General features: G+C 71.1%; 20 protein-coding genes and 3 pseudogenes. 5 read left to right on the plus strand and 18 right to left on the minus strand.

Annotation, left to right across the window (positions count from 1 at the left end; translation table 11 throughout):
* Window positions 1–18: 18 nt before the first annotated feature.
* From AB0D59_RS41020 to betA, 10 genes are all read right to left on the minus strand, one after another.
* Window positions 19–621, minus strand: a complete 603-nt coding sequence (locus tag AB0D59_RS41020; protein ID WP_362576376.1) for a sarcosine oxidase subunit gamma family protein — start codon at window positions 619–621, stop codon at window positions 19–21.
* The gene (locus tag AB0D59_RS41025) at window positions 614–3,856 is read right to left on the minus strand and encodes a sarcosine oxidase subunit delta family protein (protein ID WP_362576377.1); all 3,243 of its coding nucleotides are present in this window, start codon (window positions 3,854–3,856) and stop codon (window positions 614–616) included. The genes AB0D59_RS41020 and AB0D59_RS41025 overlap by 8 nt, the downstream gene beginning before the upstream one ends.
* Window positions 3,857–3,867: 11 nt before the next feature.
* Window positions 3,868–5,097 carry a sarcosine oxidase subunit beta family protein gene (locus AB0D59_RS41030; RefSeq protein ID WP_362576378.1) on the minus strand — a complete coding sequence of 410 codons (1,230 nt, stop codon included), beginning with the start codon at window positions 5,095–5,097 and terminating at the stop codon, window positions 3,868–3,870.
* A 32-nt stretch (window positions 5,098–5,129) separates the two neighbouring features.
* Window positions 5,130–6,422 carry a serine hydroxymethyltransferase gene (gene glyA / locus AB0D59_RS41035; protein WP_362576379.1) on the minus strand — a complete coding sequence of 431 codons (1,293 nt, stop codon included), beginning with the start codon at window positions 6,420–6,422 and terminating at the stop codon, window positions 5,130–5,132.
* Window positions 6,423–6,542: 120 nt separating this feature from the next.
* Window positions 6,543–8,981 (minus strand): FAD-dependent oxidoreductase, encoded by a 2,439-nt coding sequence (locus AB0D59_RS41040; RefSeq protein ID WP_362576380.1) that lies wholly within the window; start codon window positions 8,979–8,981, stop codon window positions 6,543–6,545.
* A 219-nt stretch (window positions 8,982–9,200) separates the two neighbouring features.
* Window positions 9,201–10,166 carry an ABC transporter substrate-binding protein gene (locus AB0D59_RS41045; protein WP_362576381.1) on the minus strand — a complete coding sequence of 322 codons (966 nt, stop codon included), beginning with the start codon at window positions 10,164–10,166 and terminating at the stop codon, window positions 9,201–9,203.
* A gap of 14 nt (window positions 10,167–10,180) precedes the next feature.
* Window positions 10,181–12,154, minus strand: coding sequence for an ABC transporter permease subunit (locus AB0D59_RS41050; RefSeq protein WP_362576382.1), 1,974 nt, complete (start codon window positions 12,152–12,154; stop codon window positions 10,181–10,183).
* Window positions 12,154–13,338, minus strand: coding sequence for a glycine betaine/L-proline ABC transporter ATP-binding protein (locus AB0D59_RS41055; RefSeq protein WP_362576383.1), 1,185 nt, complete (start codon window positions 13,336–13,338; stop codon window positions 12,154–12,156). Before AB0D59_RS41055 ends, AB0D59_RS41050 begins: the two co-directional genes overlap by 1 nt.
* 19 nt (window positions 13,339–13,357) lie before the next feature.
* The gene (locus AB0D59_RS41060; RefSeq protein ID WP_362576384.1) at window positions 13,358–14,827 is read right to left on the minus strand and encodes an aldehyde dehydrogenase family protein; all 1,470 of its coding nucleotides are present in this window, start codon (window positions 14,825–14,827) and stop codon (window positions 13,358–13,360) included.
* Window positions 14,828–14,936: 109 nt separating this feature from the next.
* Window positions 14,937–16,607 carry a choline dehydrogenase gene (betA, locus tag AB0D59_RS41065; RefSeq protein WP_362576385.1) on the minus strand — a complete coding sequence of 557 codons (1,671 nt, stop codon included), beginning with the start codon at window positions 16,605–16,607 and terminating at the stop codon, window positions 14,937–14,939.
* A 150-nt stretch (window positions 16,608–16,757) separates the two neighbouring features.
* Here betA and AB0D59_RS41070 point away from each other — a divergent pair, with 150 nt between their 5' ends.
* A complete protein-coding gene (locus AB0D59_RS41070; RefSeq protein ID WP_362576386.1) occupies window positions 16,758–17,555 on the plus strand; it encodes an IclR family transcriptional regulator in 798 nt (265 codons plus the stop codon).
* 87 nt (window positions 17,556–17,642) lie between these two features.
* Here the strand turns inward: AB0D59_RS41070 and AB0D59_RS41075 are convergent, their stop codons facing one another.
* The 5 genes and pseudogenes from AB0D59_RS41075 to AB0D59_RS41095 all read right to left on the minus strand — a co-directional run bounded on the left by AB0D59_RS41075 (window position 17,643) and on the right by AB0D59_RS41095 (window position 21,414).
* Complete coding sequence (locus AB0D59_RS41075; RefSeq protein WP_362576387.1) at window positions 17,643–18,776, minus strand: aromatic ring-hydroxylating dioxygenase subunit alpha; 1,134 nt, start codon at window positions 18,774–18,776, stop codon at window positions 17,643–17,645.
* Between the two features lie 53 nt (window positions 18,777–18,829).
* Complete coding sequence (locus tag AB0D59_RS41080; RefSeq protein WP_362576388.1) at window positions 18,830–19,993, minus strand: FAD-dependent oxidoreductase; 1,164 nt, start codon at window positions 19,991–19,993, stop codon at window positions 18,830–18,832.
* Complete coding sequence (locus AB0D59_RS41085; protein WP_362576389.1) at window positions 19,990–20,352, minus strand: bifunctional 3-phenylpropionate/cinnamic acid dioxygenase ferredoxin subunit; 363 nt, start codon at window positions 20,350–20,352, stop codon at window positions 19,990–19,992. Before AB0D59_RS41085 ends, AB0D59_RS41080 begins: the two co-directional genes overlap by 4 nt.
* A gap of 233 nt (window positions 20,353–20,585) precedes the next feature.
* A pseudogene (locus tag AB0D59_RS41090) lies at window positions 20,586–20,959 on the minus strand (zinc-binding dehydrogenase); the annotation flags it as partial.
* Window positions 20,960–21,225: 266 nt separating this feature from the next.
* Window positions 21,226–21,414 (minus strand): hypothetical protein, encoded by a 189-nt coding sequence (locus tag AB0D59_RS41095; RefSeq protein ID WP_362576390.1) that lies wholly within the window; start codon window positions 21,412–21,414, stop codon window positions 21,226–21,228.
* Window positions 21,415–21,623: 209 nt separating this feature from the next.
* On the opposite strand from AB0D59_RS41095, the pseudogene AB0D59_RS41100 reads away from it, so the two are divergent.
* The 4 genes and pseudogenes from AB0D59_RS41100 to AB0D59_RS41115 form a co-directional block, all read left to right on the plus strand.
* Window positions 21,624–22,169: pseudogene (locus AB0D59_RS41100) on the plus strand (NAD(P)H-binding protein); the annotation flags it as partial.
* A 38-nt stretch (window positions 22,170–22,207) separates the two neighbouring features.
* The gene (locus tag AB0D59_RS41105; RefSeq protein ID WP_362576391.1) at window positions 22,208–22,360 is read left to right on the plus strand and encodes a DUF2867 domain-containing protein; all 153 of its coding nucleotides are present in this window, start codon (window positions 22,208–22,210) and stop codon (window positions 22,358–22,360) included.
* A 74-nt stretch (window positions 22,361–22,434) separates the two neighbouring features.
* Window positions 22,435–23,231, plus strand: a pseudogene (locus AB0D59_RS41110) (FAD-binding domain-containing protein); the annotation flags it as partial.
* 101 nt (window positions 23,232–23,332) lie between these two features.
* Window positions 23,333–23,773 carry an SPW repeat protein gene (locus AB0D59_RS41115; protein WP_362576392.1) on the plus strand — a complete coding sequence of 147 codons (441 nt, stop codon included), beginning with the start codon at window positions 23,333–23,335 and terminating at the stop codon, window positions 23,771–23,773.
* Window positions 23,774–23,847: 74 nt separating this feature from the next.
* On the opposite strand, the gene AB0D59_RS41120 is transcribed toward AB0D59_RS41115, so the two are convergent.
* The 3 genes from AB0D59_RS41120 to AB0D59_RS41130 form a co-directional block, all read right to left on the minus strand.
* Entirely contained in the window at window positions 23,848–24,615 is a 768-nt protein-coding gene (locus tag AB0D59_RS41120; protein ID WP_362576393.1) for a metalloregulator ArsR/SmtB family transcription factor, read from the minus strand.
* An 82-nt stretch (window positions 24,616–24,697) separates the two neighbouring features.
* Window positions 24,698–25,210 carry a GNAT family N-acetyltransferase gene (locus tag AB0D59_RS41125; protein ID WP_362576394.1) on the minus strand — a complete coding sequence of 171 codons (513 nt, stop codon included), beginning with the start codon at window positions 25,208–25,210 and terminating at the stop codon, window positions 24,698–24,700.
* A 62-nt stretch (window positions 25,211–25,272) separates the two neighbouring features.
* A complete protein-coding gene (locus tag AB0D59_RS41130) occupies window positions 25,273–26,751 on the minus strand; it encodes an APC family permease (RefSeq protein ID WP_362576395.1) in 1,479 nt (492 codons plus the stop codon).
* Window positions 26,752–26,851: the final 100 nt, after the last annotated feature.

Genomic DNA, 26,851 nt, shown 5'->3' on the forward strand with positions numbered 1-26,851 from the left:
GATCGGTTCCCGGGCCGCTCACGCGTATTCCACGGCCGCGTCCAGCAGCCAGTCCACCAGGTAACCGGCGAAGGAGGAGCGCACCAGCAGCCAGAACCCGGCCCGGCTCTCCTCGCGGGCGACCAGCACGACCTGGGTGCGGGCGAGCGTCGTCTGGGCGCAGCGGCCGGGGCCGAAGGCACGCGGGTGCAGGTCCAGCGCACAGCCGTGGGACAGCAGATCGCGGGCGCGGGGGCCGCCGACCAGCAGGGTGGTGCGCTGGGCGGAGACATCGGTGACGGCGGCCGGTTCGGCCCCGGCCGCCGAGCGGATCCGGCCCTCCAGTTCCCGCTCGGTGCCGGGCCGGCCCACCACCAGCCATTCGTCCGGGCCGAGCCACATCGCGGTCACCTCCCCCGTATGCGCCACGGTGTCGGGTTCCAGGGGCAGTGGGAGTCCCAGGGCCAGTCCGACCGCGTCCGCCGCCGGGCCCTTGGCGTCCAGGCGGACGTTCACCTGGGCCAGGAACGGGAGTTCGGCCAGCCGGATGGCCCCCCGGGAGGAGCGTGTCACGGCGGACAGCCGGTGCGCGGCGCCGGCCAGGGGGCTGCGCTGCGCTGCGATCGGGGCGGTGTCAGCCATCGCGGCGGGCTCCCTCGGGGTCGTAGAGGACGGGCCCGGCGACGGTCACCGGCAGCAGCCGGGCGCCGACGGGTGCGTAGAGACGTTCGCCGATGCGGTCCCGGCCGCCCTTGACCAGGGCCAGCGCGAAGGTCCGGCCGAGCGCCGCGCTGCGGTAGCTGGAGGTGACATGGCCGAGCATGGGGACGGGCGGGGCGGGCAGTTCGCTCTCGGCGACCAGGTGGGTGCCTTCCGGGAGGAGGGCGCCGAGGTCGTCCGTGAGCAGAGCCACGAGGTGTTTGCGGTCGGGGCGGGCGGTGTCGGCGCGGGCGTGGGAGCGCTTGCCGATGAAGTCGGGCTTCTTCCTGGACACCGCCCAGGCCATGCCGAGGTCCTGCGGGGTGACCGTGCCGTCGGTGTCCTGGCCGACGATCGGATAGCCCTTCTCGGCGCGCAGCACATGCATGGTCTCGGTGCCGTACGGGGTGATGCCGTACGGCGCGCCCGCCGCCTCCAGCGCCTCCCAGAGGGCGCGGGCCCGCCATGGCGACACGTTGATCTCGTAGGCGAGTTCGCCGGAGAAGCTGATCCGGCACACCCGGGCGTCGAGGCCGGCGACGGTGGTCTCCCGCCACGCCATGAACGGGAAGTCCTCGTTGGACACGGCCAGTTGGGGTGCGAGTGAGCCGAGGACCGCTCGGGACCTGGGGCCGACCAGGGCGACGGTGGCCCAGTGTTCGGTGACCGAGGTGCAGTGCACCCGCAGGTCGGGCCACTCGGTCTGCAGCCACTCCTCCATCCAGTCCAGGACAGCCGCCGCGTTGCCGGTCGTCGTGGTGACCAGGAACCGGTCCGGGGCCAGCCGGATGACCGTGCCGTCGTCGAAGACCATTCCGTCCAGGCGGCACATCACGCCGTAGCGGATCATGCCGACCTTCAGGGTACTGATCATGTTCGTGTAGAGCCGGTCCAGGAAGAGCGCGGCGTCCGGGCCCTGTACGTCGATCTTGCCGAGTGTGGAGGCGTCCATGAAGGCCACGCCCTCGCGGGCGGCCCGGCACTCGCGCTCCACGGCCGTCTCCCGGTCCTCGCCGTCCCGCGGGTAGTACCAGGGCCGCTTCCACTGGCCGACGTTCTCGAACAGCGCGCCGTGCTCGACGTGCCAGCCGTGCAGGGCGGTCGTGCGGACGGGGTCGTGCAGCGCGCCCCGGTCGCGGCCGGCGAGGGCGGCGAAGGAGACTGGGGTGTACGGCGGCCGGAAGGTGGGCAGTCCGAGCGCCGAGACGTCCACGCCGAGGAGTTCGGCGACGACCCCGCTCGCCAGCACTCCGCCGGTCTTGCCCTGGTCGTTGGCGGTACCGGCCGTGGTGTAGCGCTTGGTGTGCTCCACCGAGCGCAGGCCCGCGCCGGTCGCCCGGATCAGGTCGGCCACGGTGACGTCGCGCTGGAGGTCGACGAAGCGCGGGGCGCCGGTGGCGGTGGGGATCGTGAAGACCTGCATGGGCGGGGTGTACGGCTGGGCGGCGACAGCGGGGAGGGCTGGGGGCTCTGCGGTGTAGCCCTCGGCCTCGACCGCCCGGGCACCGGCCGCCGCGCCCTGGGCGAGGACCGCGGCGAGGTCGAACGCCCCGTTCGCGGCGCCCACGGCCACCACCGCCTGACGGCAGCCATCGGGGACGAACGTGCCGAGCGTCTCGTCGTGGCGGAGCCTGCCGCCCGCCTGGCTGAACAGGTGCGCGACGGGGTTCCAGCCGCCGGAGACGAGCAGCAGGTCGGCGGCGAACTGCTGCTGCTCGCCCGTTCCCTGGTACGGGGCGACCGTCACGGCGGTGAGCCGGGCGCCGCCCGCCGTGCCGGTGACCGCGTGTCCGGCCAGTACCTCAATACCGGCGCGGCGGGCGCGTTCGGCCCACTCCCCCGGCTCGGGCCGGGTGTCGGCGATCGCCGCGATGTCCACGCCGGCCGCCGCCAGGTCGAGTGCGGCGGCGTACGCGCTGTCGTTGGTGGTGAACACGACCGCGCGGTGGCCGGGCAGGACGCCGTACCGGTGGAGGTACGTGCGGGCCGAGGCGGCCAGCATCACGCCGGGGCGGTCGTTGTCGCCGAACGCGAGGGACCGCTCGTGGGCGCCGGTGGCGAGGACGACGTGCCGGGCGCGGATCCGCCAGACGCGTTCGCGGGAGACGTGTGCGGGGGCGTCGGCGCCGAGGTGGGCGGTGCGCCGTTCGACGGCGAGGAGGTGGTTGTCGTCGTAGTGGCCGAAGACGGTGGTGCGGCGCAGGACGCGGACCTCGGGGGCGGCTTCGAGGCGGGCGTGTGTCGCGGCCACCCAGTCGGGGTGCTCGCCGGTGCCGAGCAGGCTGCCGCCGGGTTCGGGCTGGTCGTCGGCGAGGATGACGCGGGCGCCGCTGGTGGCTGCGGCCGCTGCCGCCGCGAGGCCGGCCGGGCCGGCGCCGACGACCAGCAGGTCGCAGTGGGCGTGTACGGCGTCGTAGCGGGCGGGGTCGGGTTCGGTGGCGAGGCGTCCCTGGCCGGGGAGGCCGGTGGCCACCAGGCCGTCGTGGAGCTCGACGGTGGTGGCGGGGAGCATGGGTTCGGGGAAGGGGGCCTCGATCTGGACGACCGCGTTGGGTTCTTCGGGGCCGGCGGTGAAGATGCCCCGGGGGCGGCCGAGTCTGATGCTGGTGGCGGACCGGGTGACGCCGTTGGCGAGGAGGGCGGAAGCCAGGGTGTCGCCTTGGTAGCCCTGGTACTGGGTGCCGTCGAAGGTGAAGGTGAGGGGGGTGGTGCGGTCGATTCGGCCGCCGGTGGGGGTGCGGAGGGGGCCCGCGGCGGAGCCGCTGATGAATGCGGTGCCCCCGCCGCCCCTGCCCTTCCCGTCCTCCAGGGGCGCCGCGCCTTCGACGCCGCCGGGGGCTGCGCCCCCGGACCCCCCGTCGGCCTGAACGGCCTCGGCCTCGAACGCCGGACGGGCTGAGAGGGGAGCCGTCGGGCGCGGCTCGCCCGCCCGGTACACCGTCAGGATCTCGTTCGTCGACGTGTCCCGGACCGCGTTGAACCACCTCCGGCAGCCTGCCGCGTGGCTCCAGCGCTCCGCGAACGGCCCCTTCGGGTTGGCGCGGAAGAAGAGGTAGCGGGCCCACTCCTCGTCGGTGAGGGACGCGGGGGTCTCGGGGTAGGGGATGTGGGCCTGGCCGCCGTAGTGGAACTCGGACTCGTCGCGGGGCCCGCACCACGGGCAGGGGATGAGCAGCATGGTGGGGCTCCCTAGTGGGCCACCGCGGCCGCGCCGTGCTCGTCGACGAGCGCGCCGGTGGTGAAACGGTCGAGCGAGAAGGGGGCGTTGAGAGGGTGGGGGACGTCGTGGGCGATGGTGTGGGCGTAGACCCAGCCGACACCCGGGGTGGCCTTGAAACCGCCGGTGCCCCAGCCGCAGTTGAGGTAGAGGCCGGCCACCGGGGTGGGGCCGACGATGGGTGAGGCGTCGGGGCTGACGTCGACGATGCCGCCCCAGGTGCGCAGTACGTGGGCGCGGGCGAAGACCGGGAAGAGTTCGAGGGCCGCCGCCATCTGTTCCTCGATGATGTGGAACGCGCCGCGCTGGGTGAAGGAGTTGTACGCGTCGATGCCCGCGCCCATCACCAGCTCCCCCTTGTGCGCCTGGCTGACGTAGACGTGCACCGCGTTGGACATGACGACGGTGGGGTGCACCGGCTCCAGGAGTTCGGAGACGAGGGCCTGCAGGGGGTGGCTCTGGAGGGGGAGTTCGATGCCCGCCATGGCGGCGAGGACGGAGGTGTGGCCGGCCGCGCTCAGGGCCACCTTGCCGGCGGCGATCGGGCCGAGGGTGGTCTGGACGCCGACCACCTTGCCGGCCACCACGTCCACGCCGGTGACCTCGCAGTTCTGGATGATGTCGATGCCGGCCGCGTCCGCGGAACGGGCGAAGCCCCAGGCCACGTAGTCGTGCTTGGCGATGCCGGCGCGTGGCTGGTAGGTGCCGCCGAGGACCGGGTACCGCACCTCGGGCGAGGTGTTGACGATCGGGCAGACCTCTTTGACCTGCTCGGCGTCGAGCCACTCGGCGTCCACGCCGTTGAGGCGGTTGGCCTCGACCCGGCGGACGCTGTCGCGGACGTCCTGGAGGCTGTGGGCGAGGTTCAGCACGCCGCGCTGGGAGAAGAGGATCGGGTAGTCGAGTTCCTCCTCCAGGCCCTCCCAGAGTCTCAGCGCGTGTTCGTAGATGCCCGCGCTCTCGTCCCAGAGGTAGTTGGAGCGGATGATCGTGGTGTTGCGGGCCATGTTGCCGCCCGCCAGCCAGCCCTTCTCCAGGACCGCCACGTCGGTGATGCCGTGGTTCTTGGCCAGGTAGTGGGCGGTGGCGAGGCCGTGTCCGCCGCCGCCGACCACGATCACGTCGTACGAGCGCTTCGGCTCGGGGGTGCGCCAGAGGAAGTCCGGGTGGTCGGGGAGGTCGGCGCCTGGGGGTCCCCCCACGCCCGCAGGGCGTAGGGGGCGGGTGCGGGGGCTCATCGGACGTCTCCGTCGTCTCCGTCGTGCGAGAGGTGCGGGTAGAGCGGGTGCTCGGCGGCGAGGGCCTCGGTGCGGGCGCGCAGGGCGGACACGTCCGGGTCGGGCTGGAGGGCGAGGGCGATCACATCGGCCACCTCGGCGAAGTCCGTCTCGGTGAAGCCCCGAGTGGCCAGTGCGGGGGTGCCGATGCGCAGGCCGGAGGTGACCATGGGCGGGCGCGGGTCGAAGGGGACGGCGTTGCGGTTGACGGTGATGCCGATCGTATGGAGGAGGTCCTCGGCCTGCCGGCCGTCCAGGGGTGAGTTCCGGAGGTCGACGAGGACGAGGTGGACGTCCGTGCCGCCGGTCAGCACCCGCACTCCGGCCGCGGCGGCGTCGGGGCGGGTGAGGCGCTCGGCGAGGACGCGGGCGCCGGCCAGGGTGCGGGCCTGGCGTTCGGCGAACTCGGGTGTTGCCGCGACCTTGAAGGAGACGGCCTTCGCGGCGATGACATGCTCCAGCGGACCGCCCTGCATGCCGGGGAACACCGCCGAGTTGATCTTCTTGGCAAGGTCGGCGTCGTTGGTGAGGATGACCCCGCCGCGCGGTCCGCCGAGGGTCTTGTGCGTGGTCGTGGTCACCACGTGGGCGTGCGGGACGGGGCTGGGGTGCAGTCCGGCCGCCACCAGGCCGGCGAAGTGCGCCATGTCGACCATGAGGAGGGCACCGACCTCGTCCGCGATCCGCCGGAAGGCCGCGAAGTCCAGCTGCCTCGGGTACGCCGACCAGCCCGCGATGATCATCTTCGGGCGGTGTTCCTTGGCGAGCCGCGCCACCTCTTCCAGGTCCACGAGGTTGTCCGCCTCGCAGACGTGGTACGGCACTACGTCGAGCATCTTGCCGCTGTAGTTGAGGCGCATGCCGTGGGTGAGATGGCCGCCGTGCGCCAGGTCGAGGCCGAGGACGGTGTCGCCGGGCTTGAGCAGGGCGAAGAAGACGGCGGTGTTGGCCTGGGCGCCGGAGTGCGGCTGCACGTTGGCGTAGCCCGCGCCGAAGAGCGACTTGACGCGTTCGATCGCCAACCGCTCGGTGACGTCGACGTGTTCGCAGCCGCCGTAGTAGCGGCGGCCGGGGTAGCCCTCGGCGTACTTGTTGGTGGCGACCGACCCCTGCGCCTCCATCACGGCGGTGGGCGCGAAGTTCTCGGAGGCGATCATCTCCAGGGTGGACTGCTGGCGGTGCAACTCGGCGCGGAGAGCGGCGTGGACCTCGGGGTCGAGCTCGGCCAGGGGCGTGTTCAGCGCGTTCATGCGGGGTTCGCGATCCTTTCGACGGCCTCAGCGCCCCGAAGGGGCGCGGGGAACTGCGCGACCAGCCACGAAGCACCCGCAGCCGACCGACGACACATCGCGGCACTCCTCTCCGGTCCCTCACCCACGGAGCCGGCTCATCCCCGGGTCGAACAACGGCTCCTCGGCCACCACCGCCGCCACGCGCTGGTCGAAGTACCCGATCTGGACGCCGGTTCCGGGCACCGCCAGCTCCGTCGGCAGCCACGCGTACGCGATCCCCTTGCCGATCGTGTAGCCGTAGGCCGCGCTGGTCACGTAACCGACCGCGCGCTCACCGTCGTACACCGGCTCCTTGCCCATGACGACGGCCTGTGGGTCGTCGATGGTGAGGCAGCTCAGCCGGCGCCGCACGTCCGTCCGGCGCCGCTCCAGCGCGGCCTTGCCGACGAAGTCGTCCTTGTCGAGCTTGACGGCGAAGCCGACGCCGGCCTCGTAGGGGTCGTGCTCGTAGGTCATGTCGGTGCCGAAGGAGCGGTAACCCTTCTCCAGACGGAGGCTGTTGAAGGCACCGCGGCCGGCGATGATCCCGCCGAGCGGCTCGGCCGCCCGCCACAGGGTGTCCCAGAGCTTCTGGCCCTGGTCGGCGGTGGTGTACAGCTCCCAGCCGAGTTCGCCGACGTAGGACAGCCGCATCGCGGTGACCGGCACCGAGCCGATGTAGGCGCGCTTGGCGCGGAAGTACTTGAGGCCCCCGTTGGAGAAGTCCTCGTCGGTGAGGGGCTGGAGGACCTCGCGTGCAAGGGGGCCCCACAGGCCGACGCAGCAGGTGCCGGGGGTGATGTCGCGGACCTGGACCCGTCCGTCGGCGGGCAGGTGGCGGGTGAACCAGTCGAGGTCCAGGTTGCCGTTGGCGCCGACCTGGAAGAGGTCGCGGGCGAGGCGGGCCACGGTGATGTCGCTGCGGATGCCCCCGTCGTGGTCCAGGAGCAGGGTGTACGTGACCGAGCCGACGGACTTGGCGACCTTGCCGGTGACCAGGCCCTCAAGGAAGTCGGCGGCACCGGGACCGGTGACCTCCAGGCGCTTGAGGGCGGTCATGTCGTACATCGCGACGGTCTCGCGGGTGACCTGGGCCTCGGCGCCGACGATCGGCGACCAGTAGCGGGCGGCCCAGTCGTTGGGGGTGGCGACAGAACGGCCTTGGACCAGGGGGGCGTTGGCCTCGTACCACTGGGGGCGCTCCCAGCCGTTCGCCTCCAGGAAGAACGCGCCGTGTTCCTGCTGGCGGGCGTGGAAGGGGCTGGTGCGGATCGGGCGCGGCTTTCCGCTCGGCTGGAGGGGGTGGAGGATGTCGTAGACCTCGGCGAAGTTCTGGCAGTCGCGGGCCAGGACGTACTCCGGGGCGAGTTGGTGCGGCTCGAAGCGGTTGACGTCGCACTCGTGCAGGTCGAAGGACGAGCAGTGGCCGTCCACCAGCCATTCGGCGACCGCGCGGCCGACGCCCGCGGAGTGGGTGACCCAGACGGCCTCGGCGACCCAGAAGCCCTTGACGTCCGGGGACTCGCCGAGCAGCGGGTAGCCGTCGGTGGTGAAGGAGAACAGGCCGTTGATGCCCTCCTCGACCTTGGCCTCGCGGGTCGCGGGGAGCAGCGAACGGGTCTCGGTCCAGGCGTCCTCGAAGTCCTCCTCGGTGAACTTCAGGACGGAGGGCATCGGTTCGGCCTCGTCGAAGGAGAGGATGTCGTCCGCGGAGACGGGCATGGGACGGTGGCCGTAGGAGCCGATGCCGAGGCCGTCGAAGCGGTCGCGGTAGTAGAGGTCGGCGTCCTGGTGGCGCAGGATCGGGCGGACGGCCTCCTCGGTCTGGCCGGCGAGGGCGGGGACCGGGCCGGTCCAGGCGAGTTGGTGGGCGAGCGGGGTGAGCGGCAGGTTCATGCCGACCATGCGGGCGATCTTCGGGCCCCAGATGCCGGCGCAGCAGACCACGATGTCGGCGGGGAGTTCGCCCTGGTCGGTCAGAACGCCGGTGACGCGGCCCTCGCTCTGCTGGACGTCGAGGACCTCGTGGCGGGCGAGGAAGCGGACGCCGCGCTCGGTGGCCCGGCGGATCTGGGCCTCGACGGCGAGGACGGCCTTGGCGAGGCCGTCGGTGGGAACGAAGAGGCCGCCGAGGATCCGGTCACCGTTCACCAGTGGGTGGCGCCGCACGCACTCGTCGGCGCTCAACAGGTGTGCCTCGACGCCCCAGGCGGTGATCCAGCCGTGGCGGCGGTGGAGTTCGGCCAGGCGCTCGGGGGTCGTGGCCACTTCGAGGCCGCCGACCTGGAGGAAGCAGCGCTCGCCGTCGACGTCGAGGGAGCAGAACTTCTCGACGGTGTAGCGGGCCAGCTCCGTCATGGTCTTCGACGGGTTGGTCTGGAAGACCAGGCCGGGGGCGTGCGAGGAGGAGCCCCCGGTGGCCGGGAGGGGGCCCTGGTCGACCACGGTCACCTCGGTCCAGCCGCGTGCGGAGATCTCGTCCGCGAGGGCGGCTCCCACGACGCCCGCTCCGATGATGACCACTCGGGGTCCCGCCATCGCCCAACCTCCGAACTTGAGACCGGTGCAGTTGCTTTGTACGCAACGTGATTCAGGCTGCGCAACTCAATGTGCCCGTCGTCGAGGAGGGGTGTCAAGGGGCCCGGTGACGTCGGGAAACGACGGAGGGGCAGGGGGCAAAGGGCAACGCCCGGCGGGCGGTGCGCACAGCTGCGCACCGCCCGCCGGGCGTACTGGACCGGCCTTTTCGCGCGTCAGCTACTTCAGCCAGGCCTCGACCTTGTCGCGGTTGGCGTCGACCCACTTCTTGGCCGCCGCGTCGTCGGACATCTTGTCCACCGCGATGTACTTGGCCACGGTGTTCTGGTCGTCGTTGGTCCAGTTGAACTTCTTCACCAGGTCGTACGCCGGGCTTCCCGACTTGGCGAAACTCGCGCTGACGATCTTGTCCAGGTCGTAGACGGGGTAGTCGCAGGCGACCTTCGCCGCGTCGGCGTCACAGCCCGTCGTGTATTTGGGCAGGTCCACCTTCACCAGCGGCACCTCGGAGAGGAACCACTGCGGTTCGTAGAAGTAGCCGATGAGCCACTGCTTGTTCTTCTCGGCCGTCCGGAAGGCCTGGATGAGCGCGGTCTCGCTGCCCGCGTACACCACCTTGAAGTCCAGCTTCAGGTTCGTCACCAGGGCGGCGTCGTTGGTGACGTACGACGGGTCGCCGTCGAGCAGTTGGCCCTTGCCGCCCGACTCGGACGTCTTGAACTGGGCGGCGTACTTGTCGAGGTTCTGCCACTTCGTGATGTCCGGGTGCGCCTTGGCGAGCCACGGCGGGACGTACCAGCCGATGATCCCCTTGTTGCCGGTCGAGCCGGCCTCGACGGCCGTCTTCTGCCCGGTGATGTACTTCTTCTTCAGATCGTCGTGGCCCCAGTTCTCCAGGACGGCGTCGACCTCGCCGGTGCCGAAGCCCTGCCAGGCGATCTCCTCCTTGAGGTCCTTCTTCTCCACCGTGCAGCCGAGGTCGTGTTCCGCGACGTACGCGACGACCGCCGCGTCCGCCTCGTACCCCACCCACGGGTTGACGGCCAGGTTGAAGGTGCCGCACTTGCCGCCCGAGGACTTCGAGCCGGCCGAGGTGTCCTCGCCGACCTTCGCGCCGCCGCAGGCCGTGAGGGTGAGGCCGAGGACGGCCAGGCCGGCCGCGCCTATGCGCCAGTGTTGTGCCATGGTGTCGGTGCTCCTTATGCCCGGGTGCGTCGCGCCGCAGCCTGAGTGATCCGGTCGAACATGACTCCGAGCAGGACGATGGCGAGCCCCGCCGCCAACCCCTTGCCGTACAACTCGCCCTGCGAGAAACCGGCCACGACGTCGTAGCCGAGGGCGCCCGCGCCTACCAGGCCGCCCACCACAACCATCGACAGCACGTAGATCAGGCCCTGGTTGGTCGCGAGGGTGAGGGCGCCGCGTGCCATCGGCAGCTGGACCTTGGTGATGATCTGCCAGGTGTTGCACCCGGCCGAGGTGGCCGCCTCCACGGTGGACTCGGGCACGTTCCGCACCCCGTCCGCGATGATCTTGATCGCGACGGGTGCCGCGTAGACGACGGCCGCGACGATCGCCGTGAAGCGGGTGGCGCCGAACAGCGCCAGGAACGGCACGAGGTAGACGAAGGGCGGCATGACCTGGGCGGCGTCCAGGGCGGGCCGGATCAACCGGTCCGCCGGCGCGCTGCGGCCCATCCACACGCCGACGACGGCGCCGAGCAGCATCACCAGCACGGTGGCCACGGCGGTCGAGGCGAGGGTGGTCATGCTGTCCGACCACAGGCCCGTACCGACCAGCAGTCCGACGCACACGGCGGCCGTCAGTCCGGCCCGCCAGCCGCCGAGGACCGCGCCGAGCGCGACCAGGGTGGCGCCGACGAGCCACCACGGGGAGTCGGTGAGCAGCGTCTGGAACGGGTTGAGCAGGCCGTTGGTGAGGGCGTCCCGCAGCGCGTTGGTCAGACCGGAGAGATGGTCCTGGAGCCAGGTGGTCGCGGTGTCGGCGGCACTCGCGATGTGGGTGCCGACGGCGCCGTCGCCGGGGAACTCGGCCGCCCAGACGTAGGTGTGGGAGAGGTAGACCAGGACGGCGGCCGCGATGCCGCCGGCCGCCAGCAGCGGGCGGCGCCACTTGAGGAACGGGCCACCGGCGCGGCGGACTTCGGTGCGGGCGGCCGCCGCCGTGGTGACCCGGTCGAGCACGATGGCCATGACGACGATGGCGAGTCCGGCGTTGAAGGCGGTGCCGACGTCGAGGGACTGCAGGGCCTGGACGACGGTCTTGCCGAGGCCGGGCGCGTCGATCAGGGCGGCGATGGTGACCATGGCCAGGGCGGCCATGATGGTCTGGTTGACGCCCATGACCACCGTGCGCCGGGACATCGGCAGCAGCACCTTCAGCAGTTGCTGCGTCCGTGTCGCGCCGAGCGAGTCGGCCGCCTCGACGGTGGTCCGGGGCACCGAGCGGATGGCGTGCGCGGTGATACGGATGGCGGGCGGTGCCGCGTAGATCACCGTGGTGATCACCGCGGAGGCCCCGCCGATGAGGAAGATCAGGGTCAGTGGGGCGAGGTAGACGAAGGTCGGCATCGTCTGCATGAAGTCCAGGAAGGGCGTCATGATCCGGTTGAACCGGTCGGAGAGTCCGGCCCAGACGCCCAGCGGGATGCCGATGAGCAGGGCCACCAGGACCGCCGACAGGGTCAGCGCCAGGGTGTCCATGCTCTCCTGCCACAGGCCCTGGAGCCCGAAGAAGGTGAAGCCGGCCGCGGCCAGCAGCGCGACCCGCCAGTTGCCCACGGCCCAGGACACGTACCCGGCGAGTCCGACGACGCCGAGCCAGCCGATCTGCGGGACCGGGCGGGAGCCGGTGGGCTGGGAGATCAGCGACTGGACGAAGGTCACCAGGTTGTCGATGACCAGCCGGATCTCGTTGAAGAAGTACAGGAAGACCGGGTTGGAGTTGCGGTTGGCGCCGATGCTGTCGTTGACGTCGTTCAGCCAACGGTGCAGTCCGGTGAGGTCGGCGGCGGCCAGGGTGAGCGTCTGCCGGCCGCGCAGCACGGTGAAGAGCACCAGCCAGACGACCAGGATGGCCGCCACCACCATGGGGCGGCTGACCCTGTGGCGCAGGGCGGCGACGGGGACAGTCGCGTCGGCGACGGCGGCCATCAGGCGCCGCCTTCCTGTCCGGCGACGGCGGCTCCGGCACGGGCTGCTCCGACACCGGCCGCTCCGGCACCACTTGCTCCGGCGCCGCTTGCTCCGGCGCCGCCTTCCTGTCCCGCGACGACGGCGAGGATCTCCTCGTCGCCGACGATGCCGAGCAGTTTTCCGTGCTCGACGACCTTGACCGGTTTCTCGGCCGCGAGCACCGCCCGGGTGGCCTCGCGGACCACCACCTCCGGGCCCAACTCGGGTCCGTCCAGGGCATCTTCGGGGGTGGCGGGCCGCATGATCCAGCGCAGGGTGAGGACGTCGCCGCGCGGTACGTCCTTGACGAAGTCCCGTACGTAGTCGTCCGCCGGGGCGCCGACGAGTTCGTCGCCGGTGCCGCACTGGACCATTCTGCCGTCGCGCATGATCAGGATGCGGTCGCCGAGTTTCAGCGCCTCGGAGAGGTCGTGGGTGATGAACACCATGGTCTTGCCGACCTCGTGGTGCAGGCGGATGACCTCGCTCTGCATGTCACGGCGGATCAACGGGTCGAGCGCGGAGAACGGTTCGTCGAAGAAGAGGACGTCGGGGTCGCCGGCCAGGGCACGCGCGAGGCCGACGCGCTGCTGCATACCGCCGGAGAGCTGGTCGGGGTAGGAGTTCTCGTATCCGGCGAGGCCCACCAGTTCGACGACCTCCATGGCCTTCCTGGTCCGTTCGGCCCGGCCCATGCCCCGGATCTCCAGGCCGAACGCCACATTCTCGACGACCTTGCGGTGCGGCAGCAGACCGAAGTGCTGGAAGACCATGGAGAACTTGCTGCGCCGCAGCTCCCGCAGCCGCCGCGCGTCGGCGCCCCGGATGTCCTCGCCCTCGAAGACGACCTCGCCGGCGGTGGGTTCGATCAGCCGGGTCAGACATCGCACCAGGGTGGACTTGCCGGACCCGGACAGGCCCATGACGACGAAGACCTCGCCGGGCGACACCTCGAAGTTCAGGTCCCGTACGGCGGCGGTGCAGCCGGTGCGGTCCATCAGTTCGCGGCGGGTGAGCCCGCACAACTCCTCGGAGCCCGGCACCTGGTCGGCCTTCGGCCCGAACACCTTCCACAGCCGGCGCACGGAGATGACCGGGGTGCGGTCCTCGGGGTCCTGGGACGTGTCGCGCCGCTGCGACACCTCGGTCTGGGCTGGGGTCATGATCGGCCTCTCTTCGGCGTCAGCCGCGGAACCAGTGCTGCGGCCGGGGTTGGATGTTCTGCCAGACGTGCTTGGGCTCTCGGTACTCGTCCAGGCCGGTCGGTCCCAGCTCGCGGCCCACGCCCGAGTGCCCGAAGCCACCCCATTCCGCTTGCGGCACGTAGGGGTGGTAGTCGTTGATCCACACGGTGCCGTGGCGCAGCCTGCGGGCGACCCGTTGCGCCTTGCCCGCGTCCTGCGTCCAGACGGCTCCGGCGAGGCCGTACTCCGTGTCGTTGGCGATGCGGACGGCGTCGTCCTCGTCCTGGAAGCGCTCCACGGTGAGCACGGGTCCGAAGGACTCCTCGTGCACCACCCGCATGTCCTGCCGGCACTCGTCGAGGACGGTCGGCGGATAGTAGAAGCCGTTCGCCAGCGCGGGGTCGTCGGGGCGTACGCCGCCGCAGCGCAGTACGGCGCCCTCGGCGAGGCCCGCGGCGACATACGCCTCGACCTTCTCGCGGTGCTGTGCGGAGATCAGCGCCCCGGTCTCGGCCTCGGGGTCGAAGGGGCCGCCCAGGCGGATGAGTCGGGCGCGACGCACGACCTCGTCGACGAAGGCGTCGTGGATCGGGTCCTCGACGATCAGCCGGGCGCCGGCCGAGCAGACCTGCCCGGAGTGCAGGAAGACGGCGGTGAGCGCGAAGTCGACGGCGGTGGCGAAGTCGGCGTCGGCGAAGACGACGTTGGGGTTCTTGCCGCCGAGTTCGAGGGCGACCTTCTTCACCGTGGCGGCCGCGGTGGCCATCAGGCGCCGGCCGGTGTGCAGGCCGCCGGTGAAGGACACCATGTCGACGGCCGGGTGCTCGGCGAGCGGCGCGCCCGCCTCGGGGCCGGCGCCCAGCACCAGGTTGGCGGCGCCGGCCGGCAGGCCCGCCTCCTCAAGGGCCTTCATCAGCAGGACCGAGGTGGAGGGGGTGAGTTCACTGGGCTTGAGGACGACGGTGTTGCCCGCGAGAAGAGCGGGTGCGACCTTCCAAGAGGCCTGCAACAGGGGGTAGTTCCAGGGGGTGATCAGTCCGCAGACGCCGATGGGTTCGTAGGTGACCCGGCTGAGCGCGTCGTCGCGGCCGGTGTCGATCACCCGTCCGGCGCTGGTGCCGGCGATGCCTCCGTAGTAGCGGAAGCAGGAGACGACGTCGGCGATGTCGTACTCGCTCTCCACCAGGCGTTTGCCGGTGTCGAGGGACTCGGCGCGGGCGAACTCCTTGGCGTCGCGCTCGATGATGCCGGCGGTGCGCAGCAGCAGCGCGCCGCGCTCCCGCTCGGGGGTGTGCGGCCAGGGGCCGTCGTCGAAGGCGCGCCGGGCCGCGGTGATCGCGGCCTCGGTGTCGGGGCGGGTCGCCTCCGAGACCGTGGCGACGAGGGTGCCGTCCGCCGGACAGCGGATCTCGCGCCGGCCGCCGGCCACCGCCGCGCGCCATTCACCATCCACGTACAGATCTGCCACGGTCGCGCCCTTCGAGCCCGAATTCGTTGCGCATTGTGCATTGGATTGCTTTTGGTGGAACACCCTGACGAACGGACCGACCGCCGTCAAGAGGTCCGGGGAGAGTGCGCTACCGGGCCTGCTTCCGAGCGTCGCGGTGCCGGTGGTAGACGGCCTTCGACGCCGGCAGCGGTTCCTTGCCGAGGATGAGGTCGGCGGCCTTCTCGGCGATCATCATCACCGGGGCGTAGATGTTGCCGTTGGTGACGTACGGCATCACCGAGGCGTCCACCACGCGCAGTCCGTCCACTCCGTGCACCCGCAGGGTCAGCGGGTCGACGACGGACATCGCGTCCGTGCCCATCTTGCAGGTGCAGGACGGGTGCAGGGCGGTCTCGCCGTCCTTGGCGACCCAGGCGAGGATCTCCTCGTCCGTCGCCACGGACGGGCCGGGCGAGATCTCCCCGTCGTTGTAGGGGGCGAGCGCGGGCTGGTTGAGCAGCTCGCGGGCCACCCGGACCGCCTCTACCCACTCGCGGCGATCCTGTTCGGTGGAGAGGTAGTTGAAGCGCAGCGCCGGGTGTTCGCGCGGGTCCCTGCTCCGGATCTTCACCGAGCCGAGGGCGTCGGAGTACATGGGCCCGACATGGACCTGGTAGCCGTGGCCGCCGGCGGGCACGGAGCCGTCGTAGCGGACCGCGACGGGCAGGAAGTGGAACATCAGGTTGGGGTAGTCCACGTCCTCGTTGCTGCGGCAGAAGCCGCCGGCCTCGAAGTGGTTGGTCGCGGCCGGCCCCCTGCGGAACAGCCACTGCAGGCCGATGAAGGGGGCCCGCCACTTCGCCAGGTACGGCTGTACGGAGACGGGCTGTTTGCAGGCGTACTGGATGTACACCTCCAGGTGGTCCTGGAGGTTCTCGCCGACGCCCGGCAGGTCGTGGACGACGTCGACACCGAGGGCCCGCAGTTCCTCGGCGTTGCCGACGCCGGAAAGCTGGAGCAGCTGCGGGGAGTTGATCGCGCCGCCGCACAGGATGACCTCGGCGGCCCGGACCTGCCGGAGGGCGCCCTTGCCCTGCTGGTACTCGACACCGACGGCCTTCTTCCCCTCGAAGAGGACGCGGGTGACGAGGGCGCGGGTCCTCACGGTGAGGTTGGGGCGTTTCCTGGCGGGCTTGAGGTACGCCTTGGACGCGGACAGGCGCCGGCCGCGGTGCACGTTGCGGTCGAACTTGGCGAAGCCCTCCTGCCGGTAGCCGTTGACGTCGTCGGTGGGTGCGTAGCCCGCCTCCTCGGTGGCCTTGAGGAAGGCGGCGAAGAGCGGGCCTTCGGCGGGGCCGCGTTCCAGCACGAGCGGTCCGTCATGGCCGCGGAACTCGTCGTCGGGGTCGGCGGCCAGGCAGTTCTCCATCCGGCGGAAGTACGGCAGGCAGTGGGCGTAGTCCCAGGTCTCCATGCCCGGGTCGGCGGCCCAACGCTCGTAGTCCATGGGGTTGCCGCGCTGGAAGATCATGCCGTTGATGCTGCTGGAGCCGCCCAGCACCTTGCCGCGGGCGTGGTAGACACGGCGGCCGCCCATGTGGGACTCCGGCTCGGACTCGTACTTCCAGTCGTAGAAACGGCTTCCGATGGGGTACGTCAACGCCGCGGGCATATGGATGAACACGTCCCACGGGTAGTCCGGACGGCCCGCCTCCAGCACCAGCACCCGGTTGCCCGGGTCGGCCGAGAGCCGGTTCGCCAGTGCGCTGCCGGCCGATCCGCCGCCGACGATGACGAAGTCGTACTGCAAGGGAGCCATGGTGCCTCGTCTCGCTCGCGCCGTCGATGTGCGCGGCATGCTAGTACGGGTATCGCTATGCGCACCAGGTTGCGAACAACGCAACTTGTAAGATCTTTGTTCACACCACGTTTCTTGGGCGCTGTTGTTTACTCCGCGTATAGTTTCGTTATGAGCAACTACAGCCCGGACACAGAAACGAACGGCTCATCCTCCGGCGGCGTGCAGTCCGTCGACCGCGCCATCAGCGTCCTGGAGATCCTCGCCCAGCGCGGCGAGGCGGGCGTGAGCGAGGTGGCCGCCGAGATCGAGGTACACAAGTCGACCGCGTTCCGCCTGCTCGGCGCCCTGGAGGCACGCGGGCTGGTGGAGCAGGCGGGCGAACGGGGCAAGTACGCGCTCGGGTTCGGCATCGTGCGTCTGGCGGGCGCCGTCACCGGGCGTATCGACGTCACCCAGCAGGGCCGTCAGGTCTGCGAACGGCTGGCCGAGGAGATCGGCGAGACGGTCAACATCGCGGTGATGCAGGAGCACTTCGCGATCAACCTCTATCAGGTGCGCGGTACGGCCGCCGTCACCGCGCACAACTGGGTCGGCCAGCTGACCCCGTTGCACGCCACCTCCAGCGGCAAGATCATGCTGGCCCATCTGCCGGCGAAGGAACGGGCCGCGCTGATCTCGGACGGGGGCCTGAAGAAGCTCACCCCGCACACCATCTCCACCAAGGCGAAGCTGGAGAAGAACCTCGGCGAAGCCCGGGAGCGCGGTTACGCCTGGACGCTGGAGGAGCTGGAGATCGGGCTGCACGCCATGGCCGCGCCGATCCGGGACCGGGAGGGCAAGGTCATCGCGTCGATCAGCGCCTCCGGGCCGTCCTACCGGTTCACCGAGGAGCGCCTGCACGAACTGGCTCCGGTGCTGGTCAAGGGCGCCGCCGAGATCAGCCACCGGATGGGGTTCCTGGGCTGAGCGCCCCGAGTGCGACCGCCGTACGGCCCGCGTCCGCGTTCCGCGCGGGCCACGGGCGCTCCGTGTCTGTCAGTCCTGTCAGTCCCGTCACTCCGGCCGCCGGGTGCCGAGCCGCTCGTGGATCCAGTCGTGGAAGGCGCCGATGTGGTGCTCGCTGGGCACCAGCACACCACCCTTGGCGTACAGCCGTGAGCTCATCCCGGGCTGGGTGCGTTCGCAGGCGTCGAAGTCCTGTCGGTTGACCCGGTCGAAGAGCTCCACGGACCGGCTGACGTCCTTGCCGCTCTCCACGACGTGCGGAAGGTAGAGCCAGTCGCACTCGACGACCGTCCGGTCGACGGCCACCGGGTACATCCGATGGAAGATCACATGGTCGGGCACGAGGTTGATGAACACCTGCGGCTTCACCGTGATCGCGTAGTACCGCCGGTCCTGGTCGGCGGCGACCGAGGGGATGCGGTCCAGCCCCTCGGAACCGTCGACGGTGAAGCCCTGGACGTCCGCGCCGAACTCCGCGCCGTGGCCCACGTAGTACTGCGCCGCGTAACCGTCGGCGAACTCGGGCAGCACCTCGGTGAGTTCGGGGTGGATGGTGGCGCAGTGGTAGCACTCCATGAAGTTCTCGATGATGAGCTTCCAGTTCGCCCGCACGTCGTAGACGATCCGCCGGCCCACCGACAGGTGGTCGATGCCGTAGCGCTCGATCGACGCGGTGTCGCCCAGCCGCTCGACGACGGCCCCCAGCACGTCCTCCTCGAAGGAGGGCGGGTCCTTTGCCAGGCACACCCACACATAGCCCAGCCATTCCCGCACGGCCACGCCCACCAGGCCGTACTCGGTACGGCCGACGTCGGGCATCTTGGTGAGGTTGGGTGCCGCGACCAGCCTGCCGTCCAGGTCGTAGGTCCAGGCGTGGTACGGGCACTGGAAGGCGCGCCTGACCTCGCCGGTGTCCTCGGTGCACAGCCTGGCCCCGCGGTGCCGGCAGACGTTGAAGTAGGCCCGGACCGAACGGTCCCGGGCCCGGGTGACGAGGATGCTCTCGCGGCCCACGTCGACCGTGCGGAACGCGCCGGGCTTCGGCAGGTCCGCCGCGCGGGCGACGCAGAACCACATCGTCTCGAAGATGCGTTCCTGTTCCTGGGCGAAGATGCCGGGATCCGTGTAGGCGGAACCGGGGAGGGTGGCGATCAGGCTGTCCGGCAGGCTGGTCGAGGTCACGGTGCACTCCTCGGAGAACGTCGTGGATCGATGGGGACGGCGCGGGCGCCGGGTCAGGACGCGGTGGTGCCGAACTGCTTGCGCAGGCGGGTGAAGAGCCGCGGCTGGTTCATCCCGAGCACGGCGACCGGCCGGCCCGCGCGCCGGTAGACGGCGAGGAAGCTGCGGTCGTCGGTCGAGCCCTCCTCGACCGTCACGTCGTCGGCCCCGGCGGCGTGCCCGACGAACTGGATCTTCACGCCGTACTGGTCGGACCAGAAGTACGGGGGCCTGGGGACGCCCGGTTCCGTCGCCCCGTAGGCGAGGAGCGCGGCGACGGCGGCGGCCGGCCGTTCCAGTGCGCCGGTCCAGTGCTCGACCCTGCGATGGCAGCCGGCGCCCGGGTCGTACCAGCTGGCGCAGTCGCCGACGGCGACCACCCCGGCCACACTGGTACGCCCGTCGGCGCCGCACTTCACACCGTTGTCGAGCGCGACGCCGGAGCCCTCCAGCCACTCGACGCAGGGCCGCGCCCCCACGCCGACGACCACGGTGTCGGCGGGCACACTGCGGCCGTCCTCCAGGAGTACGGCCGCCACCTGGCGCTCGCCGCTCAGCCCCTTGACCCCGACCCCGCACAACAGCCGTACGCCGTGGTCGGCGTGGAGGGCGGAGACGACGGCGCCCATGGCCGGGCCGAGCGGTCCGGCCAGCGGGGTCGGCGCCGCCTCGACCACCGTGACGTCGAGCCCGAGGGCGTACGCCGTGGAGGCGACCTCGGCGCCGACGAACCCTCCGCCGATCACCACCAGGCGGCCGCCCCGGGCGAGGTCGTCCCGCAGGGCGCGGGCGTCGTCGAGGGTACGCAGCACATGGACCCCGGCGAGACCCTCGGTGCCGGGCAGGGTGCGGGCGGCGGCGCCGGTCGCGACGACCACGCCGTCGGCGCGGACCTCCCGGCCGTCGGCGAGCCGGATCGCCCGCCCGGCGCGGTCCAGCCCGGTGGCGCGCGTCCCGAGCAGCCACTCCGCACGGAGTTCCTCGTCGTCCCGCTCCAGCGCCAGGTCCGCCTCGCCGAGGGTGCCGGCCAGGAACTCCTTGGACAACGGCGGCCTGTCGTAGGGGCGATGGGGCTCGTCGCCGATGACGACCAGCCGGCCGTCGTACCCCCGCTGCCGCAGCGAGCGCGCGGCCGACAGTCCGGCCAGCGAGGCGCCCACCACGGCGACCGTCCTCACGCCGCGCCCCCGGCGAGCCGGGCGACGACGCACGGCGGCAGGTTGGGGGCGTCGGCGGAGAGCCGGACGTAGACGGTGCCGTCCTCGATGACGACCTCGTGGGTGCGGACCGGGCGCTTGGCCGGGGGTGCGTCCACGGCGCCGGTCCGCAGGTCGAACTTGGAGGCGTGCAGGGGGCATTCGACCTCGCGGCCCTCCAGCCAGCCGTCGGCGAGCGAGGCGTCCTGGTGGGTGCACGTGTCGTCGATGGCGAAGAGCTCGCCGTCCTCGGTGTGGAACACCGAGACGGGCGGGTCGATATCGAGCCGGTGGGCCTCGCCTCGCGGGAGATCCGTGAGACGGCACGCGGGAATCATCATGACACCTCGGTGCGTATAGCGAAACGGAGTGCGGCGAGCGCAACGTGAGTCAGTCTGAGGGCGCCTCCGAAGCGTTGTCAAGGCGTTCTCTCGCCGGTCTGCGCAGGCCGCGGCGGCGGCTCCCGGGCCTGCCGAAGTGCCCTTGAGAGCAAGGGGGAACAGGGGGAACGGGCGTCCCTCGAGTGCGACGACGCGGGGCGGTCAGCAACCGCGGTCGATGCGCTCCTGGCTCGTCACCGGACCACCACCGGGCCCAGGACGTCACCGTGGCGCGTCCTTTCGAAGGCCTTCCCGACCTCGTCGCGCGCGATGGTCCCGGTGCCGAAGGCGTCCAGGGGCGGCAACTCCAGCCTCATCTCCGGGTGGCGACGCAGACCAGCACCACGGTCCCGGCGACATCACGGGCGTAGCAGTCCTGCCCGTAGCTCTCCGGCCGGCCCACCGCCTCGATCACCACGTCGACGCCGAATCCGCCGGTCAGCTCCCGCACCGCGTCGACGGCGTCGGTCTCGCAGGACCTGACGGTGTGAGTGGCGCCGAGCCCGTACGCCGTGACCGGCTTGTGTTCGTCGACGTCCACGCCGATGACCCGCACCGTCCCGGCCAGGTCGGGGCCGAGGACCGTGGCGGCGGCGCTGGCCGCCATCACCCCGCAGCCGGCGCAACACGGTGGGGCGGAGCCCAAAACCGGCGGACAAGGACACGCCGTCCTCATGCGCTCTCGGGGCACCGCCGGTGCGAGTCGGAAGACGTCCGGCCGGCCGAGGTGCTCGTGACCCGCACGGCGGTGCGCGCCGACGCCGCCGACCGGTGCCGCCGGAAGGCCGGAACAGCCGCTTCCCGGACCGGCCGCTCCCGGCCGGATGGGGGGGGTCAGTCGTCGTCCGGACCGGGGACCACGACCAGGAAGGCGTCCGTCCGCAGATCCATCACGACCGTCGCGGGCTCGCCCGCCGCGCGCCGCTCCGCCGCGTACTCCTCCGCCGGCCACGATCCCCGCGGAGCCCCGGCGGGGAAACGTTCCAACACCTTGGCGCTCATAGCGGCAGACACCTCCAGCATCCTTCCTTCGGCCTCATCCGGCCCCTGTCCTGCGGTTCGTCTGCCCGCGATGGGCGCGGACATGCCCAGGAAGCCGGCGCGTGCCCGGCATCCGCCGCTCCCGGTCGACCGTTGCCGCCGGCGGGCAGACCATGGAATCCGCCGCATCCGAAACGACGGCACAGGTGGAAGTGATCTCCAGGGGGGCCGGCGCGGAGGACGCAGAGCCGATGAACACTGACGACCACGCCCTGGGCCCGCGTTGCCTGGTGACCGGATACATCGGCGGCAGGCTGGTTCCGGAACTGCTCGCCGAGGGCCATCGGGTGCGCTGTCTGGCGCGCTCCCCCGGCAAGCTGCGCGATCACCCCTGGGCCGGGCGGGCGGAGGTGGTGCGAGGCGATGTCACGGACGCCGCCGGCGTTGCCGAGGCCATGCGGGGTGTCGACGTCGCCTACTACCTGGTGCACGCGCTGGGCAGTGGCGACGACTTCGAGGCGACCGACCGCAGGGCGGCGCGGATCTTCGGCGAGGCGGCCCGGGCCGCGGGGGTACGGCGCGTCGTCTACCTCGGTGGTCTGACGCCGTCGGGCGTGCCGGAGTCCGAGTTGTCGCCGCATCTGCGGTCGCGGGCCGAGGTGGGCCGGATCCTGCTGGACTGCGGCGTGCCCACGACCGTCCTTCGTGCCGCCGTCGTCATCGGTTCGGGCTCCGTCTCCTTCGAGATGCTGCGCTACCTCACCGAACGCCTGCCGGTCATGATCACTCCCAGCTGGCCGACCCCGGGGGCCGTACCCGCTACCGCCAGCGGGCCGTGTTCCATCCGCACGGGCTGCTCGGCCACGCCTACTGGTGGAGTGTCTCCCCCTTCCACGCGGTCGTGTTCGGCGGCATGGCCCGCAACATCGCGCTCGCCGCGGCCCGCGTCCCGGACTCCCTCGCGAGGGAGTCCGCACCCGGCGGGTGACGACCGCGTCCGCGGTGTCCGCCGGGCCGTGAGTAGCTCACCGGCCGCCCGCCATTCGACTCCGGAGAAGCACCATGAACGTCTCGGTCGTCCTGTTCACCGCCGACCTGCGCCTGCACGACCATCCGCCGCTTCGGGCCGCGCACGAGGCCCGCGAGGTGGTCCCGCTGTTCGTACGCGACAAGGGCGTCACGGACGCCGGGTTCGCCGTGCCCAACGGCTGGCGTTCCTCGCCGACTGCCTGCGGGACCTCGACGGCGGTCTGCGCAGACGGGGCGGGCGGCTGGTGGTGCGCTCCGGCGACGTCGTCGAGGAGGTGTGCAAGGTGGCCGTACGGCAGATCGCCTGGCGTGACTTCCACCGCCAGGTGCTCGCCGCCCGCCCCGCGGCCGCCACCGCCGACTACCTGACCAAACACGACCGCTGGCGCTCCGCGGACGCCGCGCACGAGGACGTCCAGGCCTGGAAGGAAGGACGCACCGGATACCCGGTGATCGACGCGGCGATGCGCCAGCTGCGCCACGAGGGCTGGATGCACAACCGGGGCCGGCTGCTGACCGCGAGTTTCCTCACCAAGACCCGGTACGTCGACTGGCGCGTGGGCGCCCGCCACTTCCTGGACCTCCTGGTCGACGGTGACGTCGCCGACAACCAGCTCAACTGGCAGTGGATGGCGGGCACCGGCACCGACACTCGCCCCAACCGCGTCCTCAACCCCGTGACCCAGGCCAAGCGCTACGACCCCGACGGGGCGTACGTCCGCCGCTGGGTTCCCGAACTCGCCGCGCTCGACGGCCCGGCGGTGCACGAGCCCTGGAAGCTGCGGCGTCCGGACCGGGCCGGTCTTGACGACTACCCGGATCCGGTCGTGTGCCCTACACATAAAGGAGAAATAAGGGCAGAATGTCTAGTAGCGGCGTATAACGCCCGCACCAGACGCGGTCAGGCTTGCACAGTCAAAGGAGACGACTCATGGCCAACGTCTCGCACGGCAGAAGCGACATATCGAGCCACCCCGACGTAGGCGAGATGCGGGAGCGCTACGCCCGCATGCTCGGAGGTCGCGATGTGGCCCTCGTGGACGGACCGGTGTTCCTGCTCGGTCTGTACTGCGCGGCGTCCCCGTGGATCCTCCACTACACGGCGAGCCAGCCGGCGCTGGTGACCCACAACCTGATCATGGGCATAGCGATAGGCCTGCTGGCACTGGGGTTCACCCGGGCACCGGAGCGCATGTACGGCCTCAGCTGGGCCATGTGCGCCATCGGCATCTGGATGATCATCGCGCCCTGGGTGGTCGGCCGCAGCCCGGACACGGGCGTCATCATCAACAACGTGGTCATCGGCGCGCTGGCCCTCTGCCTCGGGCTGGTGTGTGCCGCTTCGGCGGCCCGGCGGACGCCCATGCCATAGCCGCACAGAGCTCCCCCTTGGAAGGGAGGACGCGGGACCGGTCCGGTGACGGCGGACCGGCCCCGCCGCGTTGTTCACCGGCCGGGCACCAGCCAGGGCGCCTGCGGGAGCGGGCTGCCGGTCTCGACGAGGGACTTCAGATTGGACAGCACGGCCGGCCAGCCGGCCGAGATGGCGCGCAGCTCGTCCTCGCCGTCCAGGTCCTCGTGGGTGACCGTGAGCCGGACGATGTCGGCGTGCGGCTCGATGTCGAAGGTGACCCGGGAGTGCCGGTCCGGCTCCCCCTCGTGTTCCGGCGCGGCCCAGCTGGTGACCAGCCGGGTCGGGCGCTCACTCTCGACGACGGTACCGACCACGTCGGCGATGCCGGAGCCGTCGGTGCGCACGTGCTCCCAGCGGGACCCGGGCCGCCAGTCGGAGACGTTGGAGTGCCCCCAGTAGACGGCGGTCAGATCGGCATCCGTGAGGGCGTCCCAGACCTTCTCCGGGGTGCTGGCGATGTAGGTGACGTAGACATAGCTGGGCTTGTCGCTCATGGCTTCCTCGGCTCGTCGCTTCAGGTCGCCGAGCGCGCGCAGCCGCGGGCGCTCGAACTTGTCGATCCACCGCTCCTGGATCTCGTGGAGCGGCACGGGGTTGAGGTAGTGCAGCTTCTCCCGACCCCGCCGCACCGTGCTGATCAGATGCGCGGCCTCCAGGACGGCCAGATGCTGGGTCACCGACTGCCGGGTGATCGCGATGCGCTCGCACAGCTCACCCAGCGTCTGCCCGTTCTGCTCGTGCAGCCGGTCCAGCAACCGCCTGCGCGTGTCGTCGGCCAGCGCCTTGAAGACCTGGTCCATCCCACCGTCATCCCCTGATCGCACACTCAACGTTATGCAGCCAGATACCTGCATGTCAAGGCCGGCGGCGTGCGGCGCGCAGTCAGCACCCCAGGTCGAACGAGATCCACACGTCCGGCGGCAGCGCCGGCTTGCCCGGCACCGGGCGGGTTTCCTCCGTCCAGGCGTCGCCCGCGAGCTCGGCCGCGACCCGCCGCCAGAAGGCGACGGCGCCCGGGTTCTCGTACTGGAACGCGATCTCCCAGCTGCCCGGATGCCGGGTGAGGACCTCACGGACGGTACGCGACCCGAGGCCCGTCCGGCGGGCGCCGCGGACCACGAAGAAGCTGTTGAGCACCCGCACAGGCGCGCCCAGACCCCGGACGAAGGCGAAGCCGACCGGATGCTCGCCCTGTACGAACAGGTAGGGCGCCCAGTCGGGCGAGGAGAAGGCGTCCTGGACGCGTTCGCTGCGGAACGCGCCGTCGGGGCCTGGCAGGAGCCGGTGGAACTCGGACAGGTCGTGGCGGAACATCAGCCACAACCGTTCGACGGCAGGGCGGTCCTCGACGGAGGCCGGGCGGACGACGACGTCGGTTTCTGTGGTGTCGGACATGAAAAAAGCCTCACCCGGCGGGAGTTGATCCCGCCGGGTGAGGCTGACGTGTGTTTCGGAGACTACACCACGACCGGGCTCTCGGGCGCCAGATACTCCTCGCTGATCTCCTTGCGGCCGAACGGCCACACCTTCTCCAGGCGCGCCCAGATCACGAAGGCCACACAGCCGAGGGCGAGCCAGGCCAGGGACCACTCGATGGGGTGGCGGCCCGGGGAGTTCTTGTCCGCGTACCCGTAGATCACGCACCAGCCGGCGAAGGCGACGATGCTCGGCACGGGGTAGAGCCACATGCGGTAGGGCCGTTTCAGGGCCGGCTGGCGGCGGCGCAACACCGTGAGCGCGAGGATCTGGGCGAGCGCCTGCACGATCACCATCACGGTGGTGAGCAGCTGGATCAGCGTGGCCAGGTCGGTGTGGCGGCCGATCAGGAAGCCGATCGCGGTGATCACGCCCATGGTGGCCAGGCCCAGCATCGGGAAGCGGTGCCTGGGGTGGAGCTTCTCGTAGGGGCGGAAGAAGACGCGGTCGCGGGCCGCGTCGTAGGGCACTCGGGAACCGCCGAGCAGGCCGGTGAAGACCGAGGCGAAGGCCGTGATCAGGATCAGCACGGTCACCGTGTCGGCGGCGCCCTTGCCCCAGGTCTCCTCCAGGACCGCAGAGGCGACCGAGGTCGAGGCGATGTCGCCCGGGTTCGTCATGCGGTGCCAGTCGACGACACCGAGCGTGCCGATCTGCAGCAGCAGGTAGATCGCCATGATGCCGACGATCGAGTAGAGGATGGAGCGCGGCAGGGTGCGGCCGGGGTCCTTGATCTCGGCGCCCATGTAGGCGGTGGTGTTGTAGCCGAGATAGTCGTAGATGCCGATGGTCAGGCCCGCCGCGAAGCCCAGCCAGAAGTGGTCGCCGGTCAGGTCGAAGGCGTGCGCCGGGTACGTGAACGCCAGGTGCGGGCTGAAGTCGCTCGCCGCGGCGACGATCACCAGCAGCACCGAGGCGATCATCACCGTCCACATCACGGCGGTGATCCGGGCGATGTGCTCGATGCCCCGCCAGAGCAGGAGCACCACCAGGGCGATGATGCCGAGCCCGATCAGGTCGCCGGAGGTCCGGCCGAGGCCGGGAGCGAGATAGCCCAGGTACTGCACGAAGCCGACCACGCCCGTGGACATGATCAGCGGGATGAAGAGCATCGCCGTCCAGACGAACAGGAACGGCATCAGGCGTCCGGTGCGGTACTGGAAGGCCTGGCGCAGATAGACGTAACTGCCGCCGGAGCCGGGCATCGCGGCACCCAGCTCGGCCCAGACGAGGCCGTCGCAGAGCGCGAGCACGGCGCCCGCGACGAAGCCGATCACCGCCTGCGGGCCGCCGAACGCGGACACCATCAGCGGGATGGTCACGAACGGGCCGATGCCGCACATCTGGCTCATGTTGATGGCGGTGGCCTGGAAAAGGCCGACGCGCCGGACGAACCCGCCTTCGGACGGCGGGCTACCAGGACCGAGGGGACTTCCGGGGCTACCGGGACTACCGGACATGGGGGCTCCGTAAGTTGTTAGGTGGCCCGGGAGGGCCGGATGTGGCTTATGGGGTCTTGCCTTCAGTGGCTTCTCAGGAGTGGCCGTCCGGCTCTCCGGG

The sequence above is a fragment of the Streptomyces sp. NPDC048417 genome (genome assembly GCF_040651615.1).
Lineage (GTDB): Bacteria > Actinomycetota > Actinomycetes > Streptomycetales > Streptomycetaceae > Streptomyces.

Coding starts and splice junctions, on each gene's coding strand:
- AB0D59_RS41020 (WP_362576376.1), bottom strand. CDS start 621: ATGGCTGACACCGCCCCGATCGCAGCGCAGCGCAGCCCCCTGGCCGGC.
- AB0D59_RS41025 (WP_362576377.1), bottom strand. CDS start 3,856: ATGCTGCTCATCCCCTGCCCGTGGTGCGGGCCCCGCGACGAGTCCGAG.
- glyA (WP_362576379.1), bottom strand. CDS start 6,422: ATGAACGCGCTGAACACGCCCCTGGCCGAGCTCGACCCCGAGGTCCAC.
- AB0D59_RS41040 (WP_362576380.1), bottom strand. CDS start 8,981: ATGGCGGGACCCCGAGTGGTCATCATCGGAGCGGGCGTCGTGGGAGCC.
- AB0D59_RS41045 (WP_362576381.1), bottom strand. CDS start 10,166: ATGGCACAACACTGGCGCATAGGCGCGGCCGGCCTGGCCGTCCTCGGC.
- AB0D59_RS41050 (WP_362576382.1), bottom strand. CDS start 12,154: ATGGCCGCCGTCGCCGACGCGACTGTCCCCGTCGCCGCCCTGCGCCAC.
- AB0D59_RS41055 (WP_362576383.1), bottom strand. CDS start 13,338: ATGACCCCAGCCCAGACCGAGGTGTCGCAGCGGCGCGACACGTCCCAG.
- betA (WP_362576385.1), bottom strand. CDS start 16,607: ATGGCTCCCTTGCAGTACGACTTCGTCATCGTCGGCGGCGGATCGGCC.
- AB0D59_RS41070 (WP_362576386.1), top strand. CDS start 16,758: ATGAGCAACTACAGCCCGGACACAGAAACGAACGGCTCATCCTCCGGC.
- AB0D59_RS41085 (WP_362576389.1), bottom strand. CDS start 20,352: ATGATGATTCCCGCGTGCCGTCTCACGGATCTCCCGCGAGGCGAGGCC.
- AB0D59_RS41095 (WP_362576390.1), bottom strand. CDS start 21,414: ATGCTGGAGGTGTCTGCCGCTATGAGCGCCAAGGTGTTGGAACGTTTC.
- AB0D59_RS41115 (WP_362576392.1), top strand. CDS start 23,333: ATGGCCAACGTCTCGCACGGCAGAAGCGACATATCGAGCCACCCCGAC.
- AB0D59_RS41120 (WP_362576393.1), bottom strand. CDS start 24,615: ATGGACCAGGTCTTCAAGGCGCTGGCCGACGACACGCGCAGGCGGTTG.
- AB0D59_RS41125 (WP_362576394.1), bottom strand. CDS start 25,210: ATGTCCGACACCACAGAAACCGACGTCGTCGTCCGCCCGGCCTCCGTC.
- AB0D59_RS41130 (WP_362576395.1), bottom strand. CDS start 26,751: ATGTCCGGTAGTCCCGGTAGCCCCGGAAGTCCCCTCGGTCCTGGTAGC.